Below are 17,778 nucleotides of genomic sequence, written 5' to 3'. Positions count from 1 at the left end.
TCTGCATCCATGCAGTCGTATGCCATCTGCTGACTTCTGATAGATCACTCTAGCGATTACTCGATAAAGCGCGTCTAAACTAACGCTTGTTTACTGCTATTTCGCTCGCTGTAGGTCGCAGCAACCAAAGCGCCAAGGGTTGAACAACCAGTCCCTAACTGGTAATCTTCAAGCGTTAGCGCGGATGCGTGTTTATCAGATCTCCCCGAATAAGGTGCATCGACTTTCTCTGCACAACTGCATCATTTACGGTGGCCGTTAGATCACATGACTTCGCTATCTTGTGCTAGCTCGTCTCCAGCCTACGCCTCATATGATGTTTTTGTTCATCAGCTCGCAGATTTGCTAGCGGCTTCCTCCAGACTATCTCTCACGATTTAGCCCTTGCCATTTGCGAGTGTCTATCGTTTAATAACAGTGTGTTATTTAAACGGTGATCTTCCTACAGAGGACTTTCACCTCATAAGTCAATGCCCATGTCGGGCGTACACAAGTCAATTTAAACGGAACTAAAACAGTTGGTTAGGTTCCGCTTCGCTCCACATTATAACCAACAATTTTAGTCCGCTTAATATGGGCGTTAGCTGCCTAAGTAGAGTCCCGTGAATAACTTAACGTGTTGTATTAAAAATGAAGAATGAAATTAAACTAATTTTCTATATTGTTTTTGCTGTGCTTGTATCTGGCTGCACTTCAATTGGGAGCTACATAATATCAAATCCTGATGTTTATCTATCAGAGGCTGAATTTATCAAAGCTGAGCCTGAAGAAATCGGTTTCACAAAACATGAATTTTGTTCACATACCACAAAAGAGTGTATTCCATATTTAACAGCGCCTCCTTACCTTTCTGAGGATTTTCCGGCGGGTAGTTCTGTTTATTACAACCTTCACGCAATAGGCAATGGAGTAGAAAATACGATATCTCATACAATGACACCTGATACATTTAATCGTTTAAAGGGAACTGCTCTATTGCTGCATGGATATGGAGGTAGTAAAGAGGTTATGATGGCTACGGCGATCTATTTTAGAGCTCTCGGCATGAACGTGGTCATCCCTGATTTATTTGGTCATGGCGAATCAAATGAAAAGTTTGCTTTTGGTACGAGGGAACATCAAGCGCTTTCCCAACTCCTCAGTAAATTGACAAATAAAAGAGAAAATAAAGAATTAACTGTTGTTGTTGGACACTCAATGGGAACTTTAGCTGCAAGTAACTTATTGTCATCTGATCATGTAGATGCAGCTATTTTACTAGCCCCTATGATGAGATTCGACCTTGCAGCAAAAGAATATTTACCAAATAAAGCTCCTATGTTAAACAGTATGTTTTCTGATCACGTACATGAAATTGTTACTCAGACAATGGAAGATGCATCAGTTACATTAGAAGACACAGATTTATTAATTAATTTAAATGAAAGCAGTAAACCAACCTTGTTAGTAAACTCAAATATTGATTCGGTTTCACCACCGGATTACTTTTCGTCCGTTAAAAATAAACAGATAACAAAATTTACATTTGAAAATCGCGCTCATTCAAGCTTGATGGTCTTCAATAAAGAAGACTCCAGTAAAATAGAAAAATGGCTATTTGAGCTTTAAATTATTACAGTGGCAGCTAACAAGCTGTTAAACAAGGACTAAATATAGTTGGCTTTTGCTCCGTCGTCGCTAATTTTAGCCAACTTATGTGGACTCCCTCTTGTCAACAACAAAAACTTTTAACACAAAGAAATAAATGCATACTTATGTACGAGCTCTAAACTGAGAAGCTATCTCTGGCTCTTTGATATTTACGCGAACTGGTTGTCAAATCTATAAAGCGAGCTAAAAGCTCTTAGTTGGCTACTGACTAAACCAGTTGATTTTTATCTTCGTTAGTGCATTTTTGTTGTTTGAACTCTTTTTAGGCTGCGAGTAATTCAGCTTTGTATTCTGTGCCTTTTGTTAACATGGAAAACGCCGTTCTAACCGTTTTATTGGCGAGTGCTACCGCGGCACATTTTTTTCCTCGACGCTCGACCAACCCTTGTATCCAAAGGTCTTTTTTGGTTTTGGCCTTTCTTTTAACTGCATGCTGAACGGCGGCTGTGGCACCACAGATTAACTGACTTCTTAGGATGCTGTTTTTTGATTTTCCCATGGAGCCTAATGCCACTGTTCCTCCAGAAGAATGCTGGATAGGCGTTACTCCAATACAGGCAGCCGCATCTTTTCCTTTGCTAAACGTTCCTATTTCTGAACAACCAAGCGCAATATAAAGATTGATGGCGTTCATCGCACCAACGCCTTCCAGTCGCATGAGTTTTTTACATTCAGGATGAGCCGCCACCGATTTTTCCATGCAGTCATCATAATGCCGAATTGCTTCAAACAATACTTTCAAATGTTCTTTTGCTAGGTAAATGGCACGCCTACACTCCGTTGAGAGTTCATTGGTTGCATCTTCTAATACGGCTTCAATTGATGAAATGATCCCACCTCGACGATTAGCTATTTTGAGAAATAAAAATGACACTCATCCTAAAGTTTGTATTTTCTATATTTCGCACTAACTTTTAATTAGTGCAAAAAATAAACAGGATGTCATATGGCTATCGCAAGAAAACGTCAAATAAGTTTGGTTGATACAAAATACTATCATTGTATTTCTCGCTGTGTACGCCGATAAATAACAAAGATGACATCAATCCTAAATTTTGTATTTTCCATATTTTTTACTTGCTTTAAATTAGTGTGAAAAGCAAACAGAGTGATGTATGGCAACGGTAAGAAAGCGTCAAGTAAGTTTGCTTGATATAAAGTATTATCATTGTATTTCTCGCTTTGGCTACCAATACTGGCGTTAATATACATACTACAAAGTTCAACAGTCCCAAATAGGGTAAACTCTTACACCTCAAATAAACCACTCACACACCTGCAATCCCTTCCAAAACGCCCATTAAAACAACACCAAATCCTTTTTTAAATTTATGTAAAATTGAAGTAACCGATTGAACCCAAATAGGAACTCAGCTATGGTTGAAGCATCAATAAAAATAAATTAAAAAACGAGTTATTCTACAGCCTCGTTATACGTATAGGGAGGTTTGGTGGGTTATCTAGTTTTAGGTGTTTTTCTTTTTGTTCATTTCTATATTTCTTTTTTAGTGTGTAAATATTATGCAAAGTCATATGAGCAACAACTTAATACTGTATCTAAATTAGTAATTACCTTATTTACAGGGCCACTTACTTTTGCGCTTGTGTTGATAGTTATTTATATAACTCCATTAAGGAATACTGAAGCAGGTCTAATGGATGGTGGACTCTTCTTAATATTTATATTATTTACACCGCTATTTCCTATTGTCAGTTACATGCTTGTAAAATTAGCTCAAAAGTTTACGGTTTGTGTAAAATACGTATAACAACACGCCCTGATGTGGACAGCAAGCGCTAAAGCTCATTTTCCACCGCAAATTTTAACAGCGGTGCACCCTTACTTTTCAATACAGTTAAGTAAGTTGATTCATCGTAGGGCGTATGTGTTTTCCAGCACCTAAATAGGATCTGTATCCAGATAAATGCCAATGATCTGATGATGGTATTATGGGGTTTTTCTTTGGTTTCTTGCTGCCGATAATATGCTTTAGCCCAAAATGAATAACGCACAGATAACCCTGCCCATTCCACAAATTTTTGCCTTAAAAATTTAGTGCACGAGTATCGCCAATGTATTCATTCTTTCTTACCACTGCGTTGGGTAACAGGGGCAATCGCTGCGTATTTTTGTATATCAGCAGCGCATTTATAAACCCAGCGGCTCATCCCCCGGCAATTTTTACTTTAAATTTAAGTGCCTCTAGGATGGCTTTAAGTTTGTCGCGGTCGTCGCCTTGTACTTCTATGATGCCGTCTTTTACTGCGCCGCCTTGGCCCATTTTGCTTTTAATGGTTTTAGCGAGTTTTTTTAAGTCGTGTTGTTCGCTATCAATGCCGGTGACCAACATAACGCCTTTGCCCTTACGGCCTTTTGTTTGGCGTTCGATGCGCAGGGCGCCATCTTTAAAGATTCTGCTCTCAATTTCTTTAGTTGGTTTTGGTTGGCTGATGCGCCCTGTTTCGGTTGAATAAACGAGATTACTATCACTCATGCTTAGCCTGCGGTGAAAAAAGTTAAATAACAATAACGTTTATAATATCAAATCTAATAACAAATTTGCGCTTAGGTGGTTTTATTTTTGGCTAATTATTTTTAAGCAGTTATATTTAAAGCAATAAGAACGGATAATCTGATCAGGAGTTGAGTATGAGTTTAAGTAAGAGTGCCTCAGCGGATGGCACTACACTAACGATTCAAATTAAAGGGAAGTTTGATTTTAATTTGGTTCAATCGTTTCGCCAAGCCTACGCTGGTATAAATGATACTACAGTGAGGGTGGTTGTAGACCTACGCGAAACCGACTATATGGATAGCTCGGCGTTGGGTATGTTACTTAACATGAAAAAAACATTGGGGACATCTGTTAACGCGATTCATATTAGTAATTGCCAACCGCAATTGAAAAAAATTCTGCAAATATCTCGTTTTGATAAAAAATTTGATATTGACTGATGATGCGCGTTCTTGTTGTTGATGATCAACCCATAAATTGCACACTATTAAAAGTTATGCTGGAGCAGCAGGGTTACAATGTTTTATTAGCAGGTAACGGTGTAGAAGCATTAGCGCTATTAGAAAAAGAAGCAATAGACATTGTTTTGTTGGATGTTTTAATGCCAATAATGGACGGTTATGAAACAGCAGCAAGGATAAAAAAATTAAGTAGTGATGTTTATTTACCTATTATTTTTATTACGGCATTAGAAGAAAAAGGCAGTTTTGAACGTTGCTTAGCGGTGGGAGGGGATGATTTTATTAATAAGCCTTTTGATAAGGCTATTTTAAGTGCAAAAATCAAAGCTCATAGCCGTACTCGACAACTGAGCTTGAAGGCCCACGAGCAAAATAAGTTATTAGAATACCACTATAATCAAACTGAACGAGAGCATGAAATAGTTGAGCATATATTTAATAATGCGCTCGAAAATCAACATGCATTTACTGAAAATATAGATTTTCACCTTTCGCCTGCATCAATGTTTAATGGTGATATGTGTTTAGTGGCACAAAGCCCGATTGGTAGTTTATATTGTATGTTGGGAGATTTTACTGGCCATGGTTTAGCGGCTGCCGTGGGTGCCTTACCTGCTTCTAGAGTATTTTATACCATGGTCGGTAAAGGCATGGCTGTAAGCGATATTGCCAATGAAGTAAACACAGTTTTAGCTAAACTATTACCTGGTCATATGTTTTGTGCTGCAAATATTATTGAGTTAAGTAGCTCAGGAAAAAGCATTTCGGCTTGGTTAGGTGGCTTACCTGATGCGTATTTAATTAACCAACAAGGAGATGTTTTAAAAACATTAGAATCGCAACATATGGCTTTAGGTATATTAGAAACCGATGAGTTTGAACGCGAGTTGATTCATTTTGAAGTTGACCCCAGCATGCGGCTGGTTTTATCGACGGATGGGATTATTGAAACCACCAATGAATACGACGACTATTTTGGTGAGCAGCGCTTTATAGAGGTATTAGCAAGTAAAGCGCAAATCTCAAGTAATGAGGTGATTAAACATGTGACAAACTTTGCACATGGCACTAAACAGCAAGATGATTTAAGTTTAGTTTTGTTTAACTGTTTAGCTGTGCCTGCACCAAAAAAAGAAATAGAAAGCTACTCTCCACTACCTTTTAACTTTTCATTAAGTTTAAACTCAACGCAAATAAAGCAAACCGATCCGGTACTAGAGATAGTCGATGTAATTACCCGAGTAGGGGGGTTGAAAGCGCACCGGTCAAACATCTTTTTATTATTATCTGAGGCGTATAACAATGCGCTCGATCATGGTGTTTTGGGATTAGATTCCGATATTAAAAATCAAGAAGATGGCTTTATGGAGTATTACCAACAAAGAGAAGTCGCTCTAGAAAAATTAACAGGTGCGATGATCATTGTTGATATGCGTTATTGTCCGGAAACCTTGTGTGTTTATTTTACTATATGTGACTCAGGTAATGGTTTTAGCGCCGATAATAACAACGGACATAGTTTAACGCGTGAACATGGTCGTGGGTTATCACTACTTGAAGAAATAGCCGAACAGGTGTCATATAACGCATCTGGGAATCAAATAGAAATGTGTTATAGATTAACATCGCTACAAGCCTAGTCGAACGCCATTTGTCATGCTATGATTTGTTTTTTAGATGTTTGGACGGCTAAATGGCTTCTTCTTATTTATCGCTGGCACAATTAGATGTGTCACCTCAATTAGTCTCTGCGGAACTTATCAAGCTTGAAAAGCATTTGGCTGGGCATCAGGTACAGTTGCCCTCTGTACGTTGGCAATATCAAATACCTGAATTAGGCGAAGGTGGGACGTGCAGTTTATTTGGTTACTTACAAGATGAGCCATTTAAGTTAACTGATTATGTAAGCCAAGATCAGCACACCACTAATAAGTTGGCAACATTACAACTCATCGTTGATTATGTTGTAAGTCAAACGAATGTTGATTGGTACGGTATCTATCAAAATACGCAAACGCAAGAGGGCGCCCAGCTTCTGAAATTGGCTTATTTTGGCGCACCAAGTAGGCCTCTTTTTCCACTTACCGAAGCATTTGCAGCGGGTAGTAATAATGTACAGGTTGCACTGAGCAGTAAAGGCCGTGTAATAAACAATGTTGAGCAATATTTGGCTGCAGGTGGAGAGTATTATACTTGTGATCCTAAAGTTAAATCAGAAGCGTGTTTACCGCTTTTTGACAGTGAAAATCGTTGTGTGGGTATTGTTGACGGTGAGGCCTTCAATAACGAATTTTTTAATCAACAAACATTAGCGCTATTAATTGCTTGCTGTATTAAAATTCCTCACTTTTTAGTGTAAATAACACTAGTCAATCTAGTGACCTTTTATGTTAAGCTAAGTGCAACAGCTAACCCCTAAATAATGAAAGAGATAGTCAATGTTCTCAGTATTAAAACCATTACCAACAGATCCTATTCTTGGCCTTATGGCGGCCTATAAGCAAGATACTAACCCAAATAAGATTGACTTAGGGGTGGGTGTTTATAAAGATGAACAAGGTAATACGCCAGTATTAAAATCAGTAAAAAAAGCCGAAGCCTTTCGTCTAGAAAATGAAACCAGTAAATCATACATTGGTTTGGCAGGTAATTTAGATTACTGTCAGCAAATGGAAAACCTATTATTAGGTGAGCACCAAGCGTTATTAGCTAACCGTGTTCGTACAGCACAAGCGCCCGGCGGTACAGGTGCACTGCGTGTTGCTGCTGAGTTTATTGTTCGTTGTAATCCAGGGGCAACAGTATGGGTTACTAATCCTACTTGGGCTAATCATATCAGCTTGTTTGAAGCCGCTGGTCTGACAGTTAAAGAATACCCGTACTACGATTACGAAAATAAAGATTTATTATTTGATGAAATGATAGAGACCCTTACGCAAGTGCCTAAAGGTGATGTTGTTTTATTGCACGCATGCTGCCACAACCCAAGTGGTATGGATTTAAACGAAACACAGTGGAACACTGTAGCGCAGCTTGCTAAAGATGTTGGTTTTACACCACTTGTAGATATTGCGTACCAAGGGTTTGGTTCAAGCCTTGAAGAAGATGCAAACGGCTTACGTATTTTAGCGAATGCGGTTGATGAGCTAATTATTTGTTCTTCATGTTCTAAAAACTTTGGTTTATACCGTGAACGTATTGGCGCATGTTCTATTATCGCTAAAGATGCTGCAACGGCTGATATTTCAAATTCAGTACTGTTAAGTGTGGTGCGTGGTATTTATTCAATGCCACCAGCGCACGGTGCTGACATTGTAAATACTATTTTAAGTAGCACAGAGCTTACACAAATGTGGCATGGCGAACTTGATGAAATGCGTAACCGTATTAATGGTTTACGTACGCTTATTAAAGATAACCTAGCGACGAAAGGGATTGCACAAGACTTCTCTTTTATTGATCGCCAAAACGGTATGTTCTCGTTCTTAGGTATTAATAAAGCGCAAATCGATCGTTTACAAAAAGAGTATTCAATCTATATTGTTGGTTCAAGTCGTGTAAACGTGGCAGGTATCAGTGATACAAACATTGAGTACTTTGCAAATGCTGTTGCAGACGTTTGTAAGTAATTATATTTACATTACATCGTTTATATAAATAGCGTTTATTTAAATAATAAAAAACCGCACTAACATTATGTTGTGCGGTTTTTTGTTTTTAGTGATTAGATTTTATGAATCAATTAAATCTTCTACGCCAACTATTAACCAAGGTGCGTCATTATCAGTGCCGCGCTCTAAGTGCCAAATTTCTAGGATAGGCTCTTCTTTATTATCACCTAAATCCCGATATTTACCTTTAAAGCGAACACTCACTTGCCATTTTTGTGCGTTTGTATCAGCGCGAACAAGCTCGGCATCAATAAACATGACCTCAGTCGCTACGCTTTGGATTGTTTCGCGTTCAGCTTTAAACTCTGCCACTAGCTCAGGGCTTAAATACTCAGCCATCGTGCTGTAATCAGCTTCATTCCACGCTGTTTGTAAAGTGTGGTAATGAGTACGAGCGCCTTGTAAAAAGCCATTAGTATCAAAATTAGGTGGCAGGTTAAAAGGCACGTTATTCGTTTGACTAAAACCTGTAGCAGTCGCTTGCTCTGGTGCGGCTTGTTTCATTTGTGGCGCGTTAAATGTACCTTGCGCATGCGCCATGGCTGGGGCATTTTTACGGCGGATCATGCCCATTACAAGTTTAAAGATGATAAAGGCAATACCGGCCATTACGATCATTTCTAAAATTTGCATACCTTCGAAATCATCACCCATCATTGAGGCGATTAAGCCTCCGGCTAACAAACCACCAAAGATGCCCGCCATCATGCCTTTTTTGCTTGATTTTGGCTTAGCTGCTGGAGCGACAGTATTGGTGTCGGTTTGTTGTTTTTGTGCAGTTTGTTGGGTTTCAGGGGTTTTTCCGCGCTTTTTACTACCGAACTTTTTACGTGCTTCAGCATCAAAACTTGCAGTACATAACAGAGCAAGTAATGAAAATATAACAATCAGGTTTTTCATGAAATTCCTTAAAACAGATTAGAGTAGCGATTCTAAATCAGTTTAGGAATCATATAAATAGGTACAAAGTGAATTCGGATTAAAATACCCGTTACGTATGTTGATAGCTTGATTTAACAGCAATGCGTACTTTTAAATTACAGCCATAGGATTATGACCGTGGGGAAGTGCATTGGCGTAGATAAAACGCCTATGCACTTAGTTATTAGTTTAACCAGCGAATTGCATGGTTAATACGATCATTGTAGTTTTGTAGTGGTGCACCGAGGCTGGCGACTAAAATAGTATCAGCATCCGGGCCACGATTAATATGGCCTTCAAAACGGTCATCTTGGAAGTCATCTTGACCAAGACCAAATGATTGTTGCTTCGATGGCACAATAAATACAGTCATAGGTCCGTGATCAGACTCAAATATTAAATGTAACCCTTTTTGACCTTTGAAGTCGCAAAACATCAAATAGGTGACTTTGCCGGGTAACTCATCTAAATGACCTCCTAATACGGCAAATTTTTCGTTGACCGTTTGTAAGCTGATTTCGGCAGTTTTTTCTAATGCATTAATTTCATAGTAAACGTGAGCAAGTGCATGTTCGCCAGCACCATAGGCTACACTTTGTTCACTACTAAAGAAAAATGCACTGACCGCTACTAATAATGAGGCGGCCATTGCTAACGGTAAACGATTACGTTTAAAGCGCGAACTGGCATCAACAACATTATTAGTAGGTTGCTGTGTTTGCGTTACTGCGTTAGCTTGCTCAGATTTTGTGTGCTGTGTAGCAGTAGACTCATCTTGAGTATGCGCAGCGGTATTCGCTAGAATACGCTCTGAGAGCCCTTTTGGTACAGGTATATCAAGTGCGCCTGAAAGCTCTAAATCAAAAGCTTGCATTTCATTGATTAGCTCTTGTCGCTCAGGGTGTTGCTCTGCAAATTCCAATAGCTCCTCATCGGTGCTACTTGGTTGTGCAAAAACTCGGCGACGAAACTCGAGATCATCCATTATTTTGATGCCCCTTTAAGTTGTTCATCATCACGGCTTAATGCCTCTTTTAACTGGTTTCTCGCACGGTATAAACGTGTCATAACCGTGTTCTTATTTAAATCTAATATTTCTGCTATCTCTTCGCCTGAGCAACCCATTACAACTTGCAGCAGTAATGGTTCGCGGTATTCATCGGATAATTTAGCAATTTGACGTTGGATCACTGTTTGTTCCATTTCGTCATCCAAAGTGACGCTTTTTTCGTCAACTAAGGTGTCATTTTCAACATCACTATAATCAAATTGTTTGCGTTCAAAACGGCGGGCATTTTCCCGGCGTAAAATCGTCAATAGCCATGGTTTAGCTGCTTTTTGATCTAATAGTGAGTCAAGAGCGCGCCAAGCACGTAAAAACGTTTCTTGAACAAGATCTTCGGCAATATTAGGGTCACGACATAACCAATAAGCAAAGCGATATAGTTCACTATGATAAACATGAACAAGTTTCTCATAGCGTTTTTGTTTCTCTGCCATATTTACTAAGACCTGATCATTAGAATTTTTATTTCCAAGCATAAGCACTTTTTTATTTTAAGTAATTCTTTGTTTAAGTCGAGAATAACACCTCATTACTCAAACTCTATTTATAAAGTCCTTTTAACACCGATTCTTGTGACGTTTTTTGTATTTTATGTTGCTCTTGTAATAGGTTTACAATAGCAACCATATCAACATCTGTATTGTTAGGACTATAGAGCGCAGCCCGCAATTTAGCAATGTGCTGGCTAAGCAAAGCATTATCAGCGTGCAGTTCTAGCTTGTCTATCGCACTATGAGATTGTTTTGTTGTTTGTACCGCGTAACGATTTAGAGCCTGATAAAAAGCGCTTACATTGTTATTTTTACTGTGGCGTTTTAATTCATCCAAAAATAGTGACGATTTATTTGTTACTTTTTTAGCGGGGGCATTTATCAGCTCACGATGAGATTTACTCCGCCACCATAAAATAAGTGTTATAAGCCATAATAAGTAACCAATTACACTGATAATCACGAGCCATAACGGATATGAGTTTATATACACTGATGAGGTAGATATTGGTGTACGTGAATCTGCCGATACGCCTTGATCTGATTGTGCAGGCAAGGGTGGGTTTAGCGTTGTGCTGCTAGGTATCACAGTGATTGTACGGGCAGGTAGCGTAGCATAGCTAATTCGATTTATTTTGGTGTTATACCAAGGCACGCTTACCTCAGGTAATGTGTATGTGCCTGGTGTTTGTGGTAATAGTGCGTATGAGGCTGTTTGTTGTGATATTACTCGACCATCACGAACTAGGTGGTTATTCTCTTTTTCATCAGGGTAGCTGCGAATGCCTTGTATTTCAGGTAATTTAATGTCAGGTAATTGCTCTTTAGTAATACCAAGGGCTGTTAAAGTTAAAGTCCGTGTAATCGGTGTACCAACTTCAACAGTATCGTCAGTTGGTTGCCACTGTTCATCTAAATTGACTAACTCACTTGGTAACCATGAACCTTGGTAATCACTCGGTATTGGCTTTATCTCTACATTGACGCTTTCACCTAGTGCGGAGATTTCTAGTTGGCGGTAATTCTGGCGAACGCGGCCCTGAAACGCAGGCGCTTCAATAGTATAACTGCCACTTTTTTGTGGCTGGACTAAATACTCTCGGGTGATAACTAAGTAACGTTTTCCATCTATAAGTTCATAGTTTTCCGTTTGCTTACCGATTTGACTCAATTGTGCATCAGGCATGCTTGGTGCCGTTAAATTGCCATCTAACAGTTCTTTAGCAAGGTAGAGCTTAATCGTGTATAGGCCAGCTTCTTGCACGAATAAACTTTCACTAGAAAGCGACGCTTTAATAAATGCATCACTACTTTGCTCAGTATCCTTGCTGCGCTGTGCCACTTTTAAAGTGATGGGAATAGAGTTTACGCCAGCAATACTAAATGCAGGTATTGTATATTCACCCGCACTTCGGGTCATTAGCTTAACTGACCACGTCGTTTGCTTTGAAATACTGCCATTGACAATATTAGTACGAGTACTAACACTGGTTGGCCCAACGACAAAATCCTTTAACAGCGCAGAGGTGTCTGGTTGTTCGTTTTTTATGGTGTCGTCAGCACTGATACTGAGGGTAAAAAATTCACCCGCGAGTACCGGGTTTTTATCAACACTGGCTTGTAATTGAGTAACAGCCCACAGGGGCATAGCGCTGATAAGCAACAAACAACAGATTAATCGCATTACCATGATTTTTCGACTCCTTGTGGACGGCGTTGACGGTTTCGTTTTTGGGCTTCTAATTGCATTTTATTGCGTAATAAAATAGCAGGGTCATCGGGGACTTTGCGCAACAGTTGATTTAATTGCTGTGCTTTTTCTTTTTCTTCATTAGTGAGCTCTGCAGTTTGCGCTTGCATAGCTTGTTGCTTTGCAGCTTCTTCTGCTTGTTGCTGTTGCTCAGAGGTCATTTGCGGTTGTGCTTGCTTGTCATCTTCTTTAGCGGCGTCATCCTTTGATTCGTTCTGCGCATTTTGCTGCTGTTCTTCGCTACTTTTATCGGTGTCATCTGGTTGAGCTTCCATTTTTGGATCATTTTGCTCATTCGTTTTTTGATCAGAAGGTTTACCATCTTTTTGCTTGTCATCAGCTTGCTGTTCATCACTTTGCTTGGATTCATCACCTTGTTGAGGTTGTTGATCCTCAGATGGTTTGTCCCCTTGTTGTGATTTATCTTTATTTTCTTTGTTTGGCTGATCTTGGCCTTGCTCGCCATCTTGGCTTTGTTGCTCTTGATCTGAGTCCTGATCTTCTTGCTGTTGCTGCTGATCCTTTAATTGCTCAACAAGTGCTTTGTTATCTTTTGCTTGGGTAAAGTCGGGGTCTATTTCAAGGACTTTTTTATAAGCTTGTGTTGCTTCTTCTAACTTTCCAGCTTTGGCAAGGGCGTTGCCATAGTTATATAAACCCGTTGCGGTTTTATCTTGACTGAACTGTGCCAAAGCAGCATCAAAATTGCCTTGCTGGTAAAGCGCCGCGCCTTTTAGTTGACTAGAATCTGCAGTTGCTGCTTGTTCGTACTCACCTTGTTGATAGGCATCTAATGCGCGTTGATCTTGATTTTTAAATACACGCGGCACCTCTACAGCATATGCATTTTGTTGTGGTAAAAAGCATATGACTAAAAATGCAGCGGCAAATGCACCACGGCGAAAAATCCACATCATCATTGGCAGTAAAATAAACAGGCCATAAATACCGGCATCAATACGCCATAATGCTTGGCTTTGTTTTTCATTTTTTAACATTTCGCTGTTGGCACTGGGTGCAAAAATTTGAATGTCACCAGCACTAGGTTGGTAAGTTGCAAACTTGCCACCACTGTTTTTGGCTAAGCTATTAAGCATGCTTGTGTTGATGGTTGGGATCACAATTTGGCCGTAGCTGTCTTTTAAAAAACCACCTTCAGGGAGCTTAATGGGCGCGCCTTGCTCTGTACCCACACCATAAATATTCAACCGATAGTTATTTGCTGCAGTAAATTGACTAATGTCTTGTTGCTCACTTTGCTCCACGCCATCTGTAATTAAAATAATGTCGCCTTCAAGGTAGCCTGCTTGTGTTAATAGCTCTTTGGCTACATCGAGTCCGGCAAGTACGTTTGAGCCTTTGTCGGGCATAATATCAGGGCTTAAACTTGGGATCAGATTCTCAAGTGTTGCAGCATCATTGGTTAAAGGAGAAATAGTATAAGCAGTGCCAGCGTAAGCAACAAGTGCGGTGTCGCCTTCTTTAAACAGTTCAATCATATCAAGCGCTTTGAAACGGGCTTGCACTATGCGACTTGGGGCAATGTCGGTACTGTACATTGACAGCGACATATCCATTACAATTACACGGGCGTTTTTACTTTGAAATACCGGTACTTGCTTTTCTTCAAAGCTAGGGCCAGCGCTAAAAACAACGGCTAAAATAGTAAAAAGGGCAATTAGCCACATAGGTTGCGACTGTTCTTTGCTATTGGTGTTGATCACAAATTTTGCAAGGTGCGGTGCGATTAGTTCACTTTGGCTCGTTTTTTTGTTTTTGATCATTGCAATCATAAACACTAAGCACACAGGGATTAATAGCCACAAAACGGCTGGGCGGATAAATTCAAAGTCCATTAGGCCTCCTGTCTTAGTGTTTTTGCCGTAATGAACATAACGCGCAGGCCAATCAAGGCCAATGCAATTAATAACGGGTAATAAAATAATGCACTTTGCGGGCGAAAAGTTTGCTCATCGGCGCTGATAGGCTCGAGTTTATCAAGCTCTTGATAAATTTGTTGCAAGCCGGCCACGTCTTTTGCGCGAAAGTAGAGTCCGCCAGTTTGTTCAGCAATACGTTTAAGTAAGGTTTCATCTAAACTTCCACCGCTCATGCCACCCATATTGAATAAGCTAAAACCGCGCGGATTATCAGAGCCCACACCTATGGTATACACTTTAATGCCTTCTTCGCGGGCAAGTAATAGGGCTTCTTCTGGATCTAAATTACCGGCGGTATTTTGACCATCAGTCAATAGCACCACAATGCGGTTACTTTCATCTTTGCTGGCAAAACGTTTTACCGATAAACCCAGAGCGTCACCAATTGCAGTGGCGCGGCCAACTAAGCCAATTTGTGCCTCTGAGAGCATTTGACTCACGGTTTTTACGTCCCGGGTGAGTGGGGTTTGTAAAAAAGCCGTGTCGCCAAATAAAATCAGCCCTAATCGGTCACCTTGGCGTTGCTCTATAAAGTCACTCAATACTGCTTTTACCATGGTTAGACGATCAACATATTGGCCTTGATATGCCATATCTTGCTCGGTCATCGACCCAGATAAATCCACGGCAAGCATAATATCGCGACCTTCATTAGGTAATGTAATTGGGTCATCGAGCCAAGTGGGGTTTGCCAGTGCGGTGACTAATAAAGCCCAAATTAACCATTCAAATAAACTAATACCGCGAGTTTGCTGCTGGGCAACTTGCGTGGCCAAATTGTGTTTGGCAAAACTGGGAATACGTAATCGGGTGTTACCTTCGCTGTGTACGGGTTTAAACAAGCGTAACAACCAAGGCAGTGGCAATAATAAAAATAACCAAGGCCAGCTAAATTCAAACATTTAACGGCTCCTTTACTTTAAATTGCACAATGGCGAGTTTTAATTTATTCGCTAGCGCCGCTTGATTGGTTTGCGGTTGATATAGGCTCATGAGTTCAAGTTCAGTGAATTGTTGACCGGTCAGCTTATTTAGTGTGTTACACCATTGCTGCGTGCCTTGCGATGCCACGCGTTGTTGATAGTAATGTAATGCCAGACGTTTAATTAAAATATGTAATTGCTGGGCATCATTATCGCATTGGTTACTTAGTAAAATAGCCTGACGTTTGGCTTTTTTAAATTGGTAAGTCTGATACAACTTGTAACTGATAAAACTAATAGTCAGTAGCAGTATAGCCATTATAACCCACCAAATAGGTGCTAATGGCCACCAAGAAACGTGGGTTGGTACAATTACATCATGTAGGCCATCTAATGGAGAGGTTTGCATGTTACTTTCTCACTAATTGTAGCTCAAGGGGTGTAGCTGCATTGAATGATATTAAATTAAGACCCGATTTAGTTAAACGCTCTAAACGTGAAGCAAATGCTTGCTCAGCAGTTTTAGCAAACTTATCACGAAAGCCTTTGTCCATAAGCGGCAGGGCAAAATCACTGCCATTGGCACTGACTGTTACCGTTTGTTTAAACGCAGGGAGCTGGTGCTCAAATGGGTCGCTAATATGGCAGCCAATTAGCTCACAGTGACGACTCAGTATTTCTAATTGCTTAAAGCTGGCATCATCAAGGGTGCTAAAATCAGACACCAAATACACTAAACTACCTGGCTTGGCTAAATGGTTTAAGCGCTTGAGGTTATCGCTGAGTTTATTTTCGGTGGGCTCGTCAATGCGTGTCAGTGCTTGCTGGTGGTTATCGCATAAATTGTGACACAGTTTTAATACTGCTTTCTCACGGGCGGTGGGTTTTAGTTCTAAATGACCATGTTGATTAAATACAATACCGCCGATACGATCACCACGTTGACATGCAGACCATGCAACTAATGCGCTAATATGCGCTGCTTGCACAGACTTAAGTAACAGCTTGGAGCCAAACAGCATCGAATTAGAAAAGTCGGTAAACACAAACACTGGGCGTTCTTTTTCTTCTTGAAAAAGTTTGGTGTGGGTTTCACCAGTGCGCGCGGTAACACGCCAATCAATTGAGCGAATATCATCGCCTTGTTGATAATGGCGTACTTCGGCAAACTCCATACCTCGGCCTTTATGAGGTGCAAGATATTGGCCAGTTAGGCTGTTTTTAATTTTAGCTTTTGGGGCAAGCTCAAGCAAGCGGGCTTTAGCTTTGTAATACATCAGCTCTTTAAGCCCTAAGTCGACCCCATGACTATGACTTAAGCTAAGCCATTGTTGATTATCTAATTGGCTTTGCATAGTTTATGGCACGGCAACAAGTTCTAGGATACGGCTAATAACCTGATCTTTAGTCACACCATCAGCTTGTGCTTCGTAACTTAAGATAATGCGGTGGCGCAGCACATTATGCAGTACCGCTTGAATGTCATCAGGTGCAACAAAGTCACGGCCTTGTAACCAAGCATGTGCGCGGGCACATTTATCAAGGGCAATCGTGGCACGTGGGCTTGCGCCATACTCAATCCAGCTGCCTAGTTGAGCATCTAATTTAGCGCCTTCACGCGTGGCAATAATTAGCTGTACTAAATACTGTTCAAGTGGCTCAGCTAGATGCAAGCCTAAAATCGCTTTGCGTGAAGCAAATAAGTCGTTTTGACTAATTTGTTGTGCAGGGGCTTGATGTTCGCTCAGTGCTTCGCCGCGAGTCAGACGTAAAATGTCAAGCTCATGCTCTGCGCCAGGGTAACCAATACTTAGGTGCAATAAAAAGCGATCAAGTTGTGCTTCAGGTAGCGGGTAGGTGCCTTCTTGCTCAAGCGGATTCTGCGTCGCCATCACCATAAATAAATCAGATAGCGGGTAAGTATTTTTGCCTACCGTAACTTGGCGTTCTGCCATCGCTTCTAATAAGGCTGATTGGACTTTAGCTGGGGCACGGTTAATTTCATCGGCTAAAATTAGGTTATGAAATAATGGGCCTTTCTCAAACACGAACTCACTGGTCTGTTGGCGGTAAATATCTGTGCCAGTGACATCCGCAGGTAATAAATCAGGAGTGAACTGCACGCGTTGGAATGAACCTTCAACGCCTTTGGCAAGTGCATTTACTGCTCGGGTTTTAGCAAGCCCTGGAGGGCCTTCTACTAATAAGTGACCATCGGCTAAAATAGCGATAAGTAGCGCTTGAGTTAATTCTGGCTGGCCAATAATTTGGCTGTCTAAATAAGTTTTTAATTGTGAAAATACGTTAGCGGCCATAATAAAAGACTGTCCTGGTTAGCAAGGTTTATAAAAAGCTTTATTGGTTATTGGGATTATTGTTCTATAACACA

15 protein-coding genes and 1 pseudogene are annotated in these 17,778 nt (G+C 40.3%); 5 read left to right on the top strand and 11 right to left on the bottom strand.

All coding sequences use genetic code 11. The features are described 5' to 3' along the window. Positions 1-630 precede the first annotated feature (630 nt). Positions 631-1,608 (top strand): alpha/beta fold hydrolase, encoded by a 978-nt coding sequence (locus HH219_RS06755; RefSeq protein ID WP_169326988.1) that lies wholly within the window; start codon positions 631-633, stop codon positions 1,606-1,608. 304 nt (positions 1,609-1,912) lie between these two features. Here HH219_RS06755 and HH219_RS06750 read toward each other — a convergent pair. Together HH219_RS06750 and HH219_RS06745 are read right to left on the bottom strand one after the other, a co-directional pair. Next, positions 1,913-2,500: pseudogene (locus HH219_RS06750) on the bottom strand (transposase); the annotation flags it as partial. A gap of 1,315 nt (positions 2,501-3,815) precedes the next feature. Then, positions 3,816-4,145: a stress response translation initiation inhibitor YciH gene (locus tag HH219_RS06745; protein WP_169326986.1), complete on the bottom strand. Its 330-nt coding sequence runs from the start codon at positions 4,143-4,145 to the stop codon at positions 3,816-3,818. 155 nt (positions 4,146-4,300) lie between these two features. On the opposite strand from HH219_RS06745, the gene HH219_RS06740 reads away from it, so the two are divergent. The 4 genes from HH219_RS06740 to HH219_RS06725 all read left to right on the top strand — a co-directional run bounded on the left by HH219_RS06740 (position 4,301) and on the right by HH219_RS06725 (position 8,256). Next, positions 4,301-4,606: an STAS domain-containing protein gene (locus HH219_RS06740; RefSeq protein ID WP_054205177.1), complete on the top strand. Its 306-nt coding sequence runs from the start codon at positions 4,301-4,303 to the stop codon at positions 4,604-4,606. Further along, positions 4,606-6,267: a fused response regulator/phosphatase gene (locus HH219_RS06735; protein ID WP_170174112.1), complete on the top strand. Its 1,662-nt coding sequence runs from the start codon at positions 4,606-4,608 to the stop codon at positions 6,265-6,267. The genes HH219_RS06740 and HH219_RS06735 overlap by 1 nt, the downstream gene beginning before the upstream one ends. 53 nt (positions 6,268-6,320) lie before the next feature. Next, positions 6,321-6,986 carry a GAF domain-containing protein gene (locus tag HH219_RS06730; protein ID WP_054205178.1) on the top strand — a complete coding sequence of 222 codons (666 nt, stop codon included), beginning with the start codon at positions 6,321-6,323 and terminating at the stop codon, positions 6,984-6,986. 79 nt (positions 6,987-7,065) lie between these two features. Beyond that, positions 7,066-8,256, top strand: coding sequence for an amino acid aminotransferase (locus HH219_RS06725; protein ID WP_054205179.1), 1,191 nt, complete (start codon positions 7,066-7,068; stop codon positions 8,254-8,256). Between the two features lie 102 nt (positions 8,257-8,358). Here HH219_RS06725 and HH219_RS06720 read toward each other — a convergent pair whose 3' ends face one another. From HH219_RS06720 to HH219_RS06680, 9 genes are all read right to left on the bottom strand, one after another. Next, a complete protein-coding gene (locus HH219_RS06720; RefSeq protein ID WP_169326985.1) occupies positions 8,359-9,198 on the bottom strand; it encodes a Tim44-like domain-containing protein in 840 nt (279 codons plus the stop codon). A gap of 205 nt (positions 9,199-9,403) precedes the next feature. Then, positions 9,404-10,204: a DUF3379 family protein gene (locus tag HH219_RS06715; protein ID WP_169326984.1), complete on the bottom strand. Its 801-nt coding sequence runs from the start codon at positions 10,202-10,204 to the stop codon at positions 9,404-9,406. Next, positions 10,204-10,761, bottom strand: coding sequence for a sigma-70 family RNA polymerase sigma factor (locus HH219_RS06710; RefSeq protein WP_054454983.1), 558 nt, complete (start codon positions 10,759-10,761; stop codon positions 10,204-10,206). The genes HH219_RS06715 and HH219_RS06710 overlap by 1 nt, the downstream gene beginning before the upstream one ends. Before the next feature lie 64 nt (positions 10,762-10,825). Then, on the bottom strand, positions 10,826-12,466 hold the full coding sequence (locus HH219_RS06705) for a BatD family protein (RefSeq protein WP_169326983.1): 1,641 nt from the start codon (positions 12,464-12,466) through the stop codon (positions 10,826-10,828). Further along, positions 12,460-14,382: a VWA domain-containing protein gene (locus HH219_RS06700; RefSeq protein WP_169326982.1), complete on the bottom strand. Its 1,923-nt coding sequence runs from the start codon at positions 14,380-14,382 to the stop codon at positions 12,460-12,462. The genes HH219_RS06705 and HH219_RS06700 overlap by 7 nt, the downstream gene beginning before the upstream one ends. Then, the gene (locus tag HH219_RS06695; RefSeq protein ID WP_169326981.1) at positions 14,382-15,368 is read right to left on the bottom strand and encodes a VWA domain-containing protein; all 987 of its coding nucleotides are present in this window, start codon (positions 15,366-15,368) and stop codon (positions 14,382-14,384) included. Before HH219_RS06695 ends, HH219_RS06700 begins: the two co-directional genes overlap by 1 nt. Then, positions 15,361-15,798, bottom strand: coding sequence for a DUF4381 domain-containing protein (locus tag HH219_RS06690; protein ID WP_054203206.1), 438 nt, complete (start codon positions 15,796-15,798; stop codon positions 15,361-15,363). The genes HH219_RS06695 and HH219_RS06690 overlap by 8 nt, the downstream gene beginning before the upstream one ends. Before the next feature lies 1 nt (position 15,799). Then, positions 15,800-16,744 (bottom strand): DUF58 domain-containing protein, encoded by a 945-nt coding sequence (locus tag HH219_RS06685; RefSeq protein ID WP_169326980.1) that lies wholly within the window; start codon positions 16,742-16,744, stop codon positions 15,800-15,802. 3 nt (positions 16,745-16,747) lie between these two features. Continuing rightward, complete coding sequence (locus tag HH219_RS06680; protein WP_054203204.1) at positions 16,748-17,704, bottom strand: MoxR family ATPase; 957 nt, start codon at positions 17,702-17,704, stop codon at positions 16,748-16,750. Positions 17,705-17,778 lie beyond the last annotated feature (74 nt).

The organism is Pseudoalteromonas sp. NEC-BIFX-2020_015 (assembly GCF_012952265.1).
In the GTDB taxonomy this organism is placed as follows: domain Bacteria; phylum Pseudomonadota; class Gammaproteobacteria; order Enterobacterales; family Alteromonadaceae; genus Pseudoalteromonas; species Pseudoalteromonas neustonica.
Note: the sequence above shows the minus strand (reverse complement) of the source record. Positions and strands in the feature narration are given on the sequence as shown.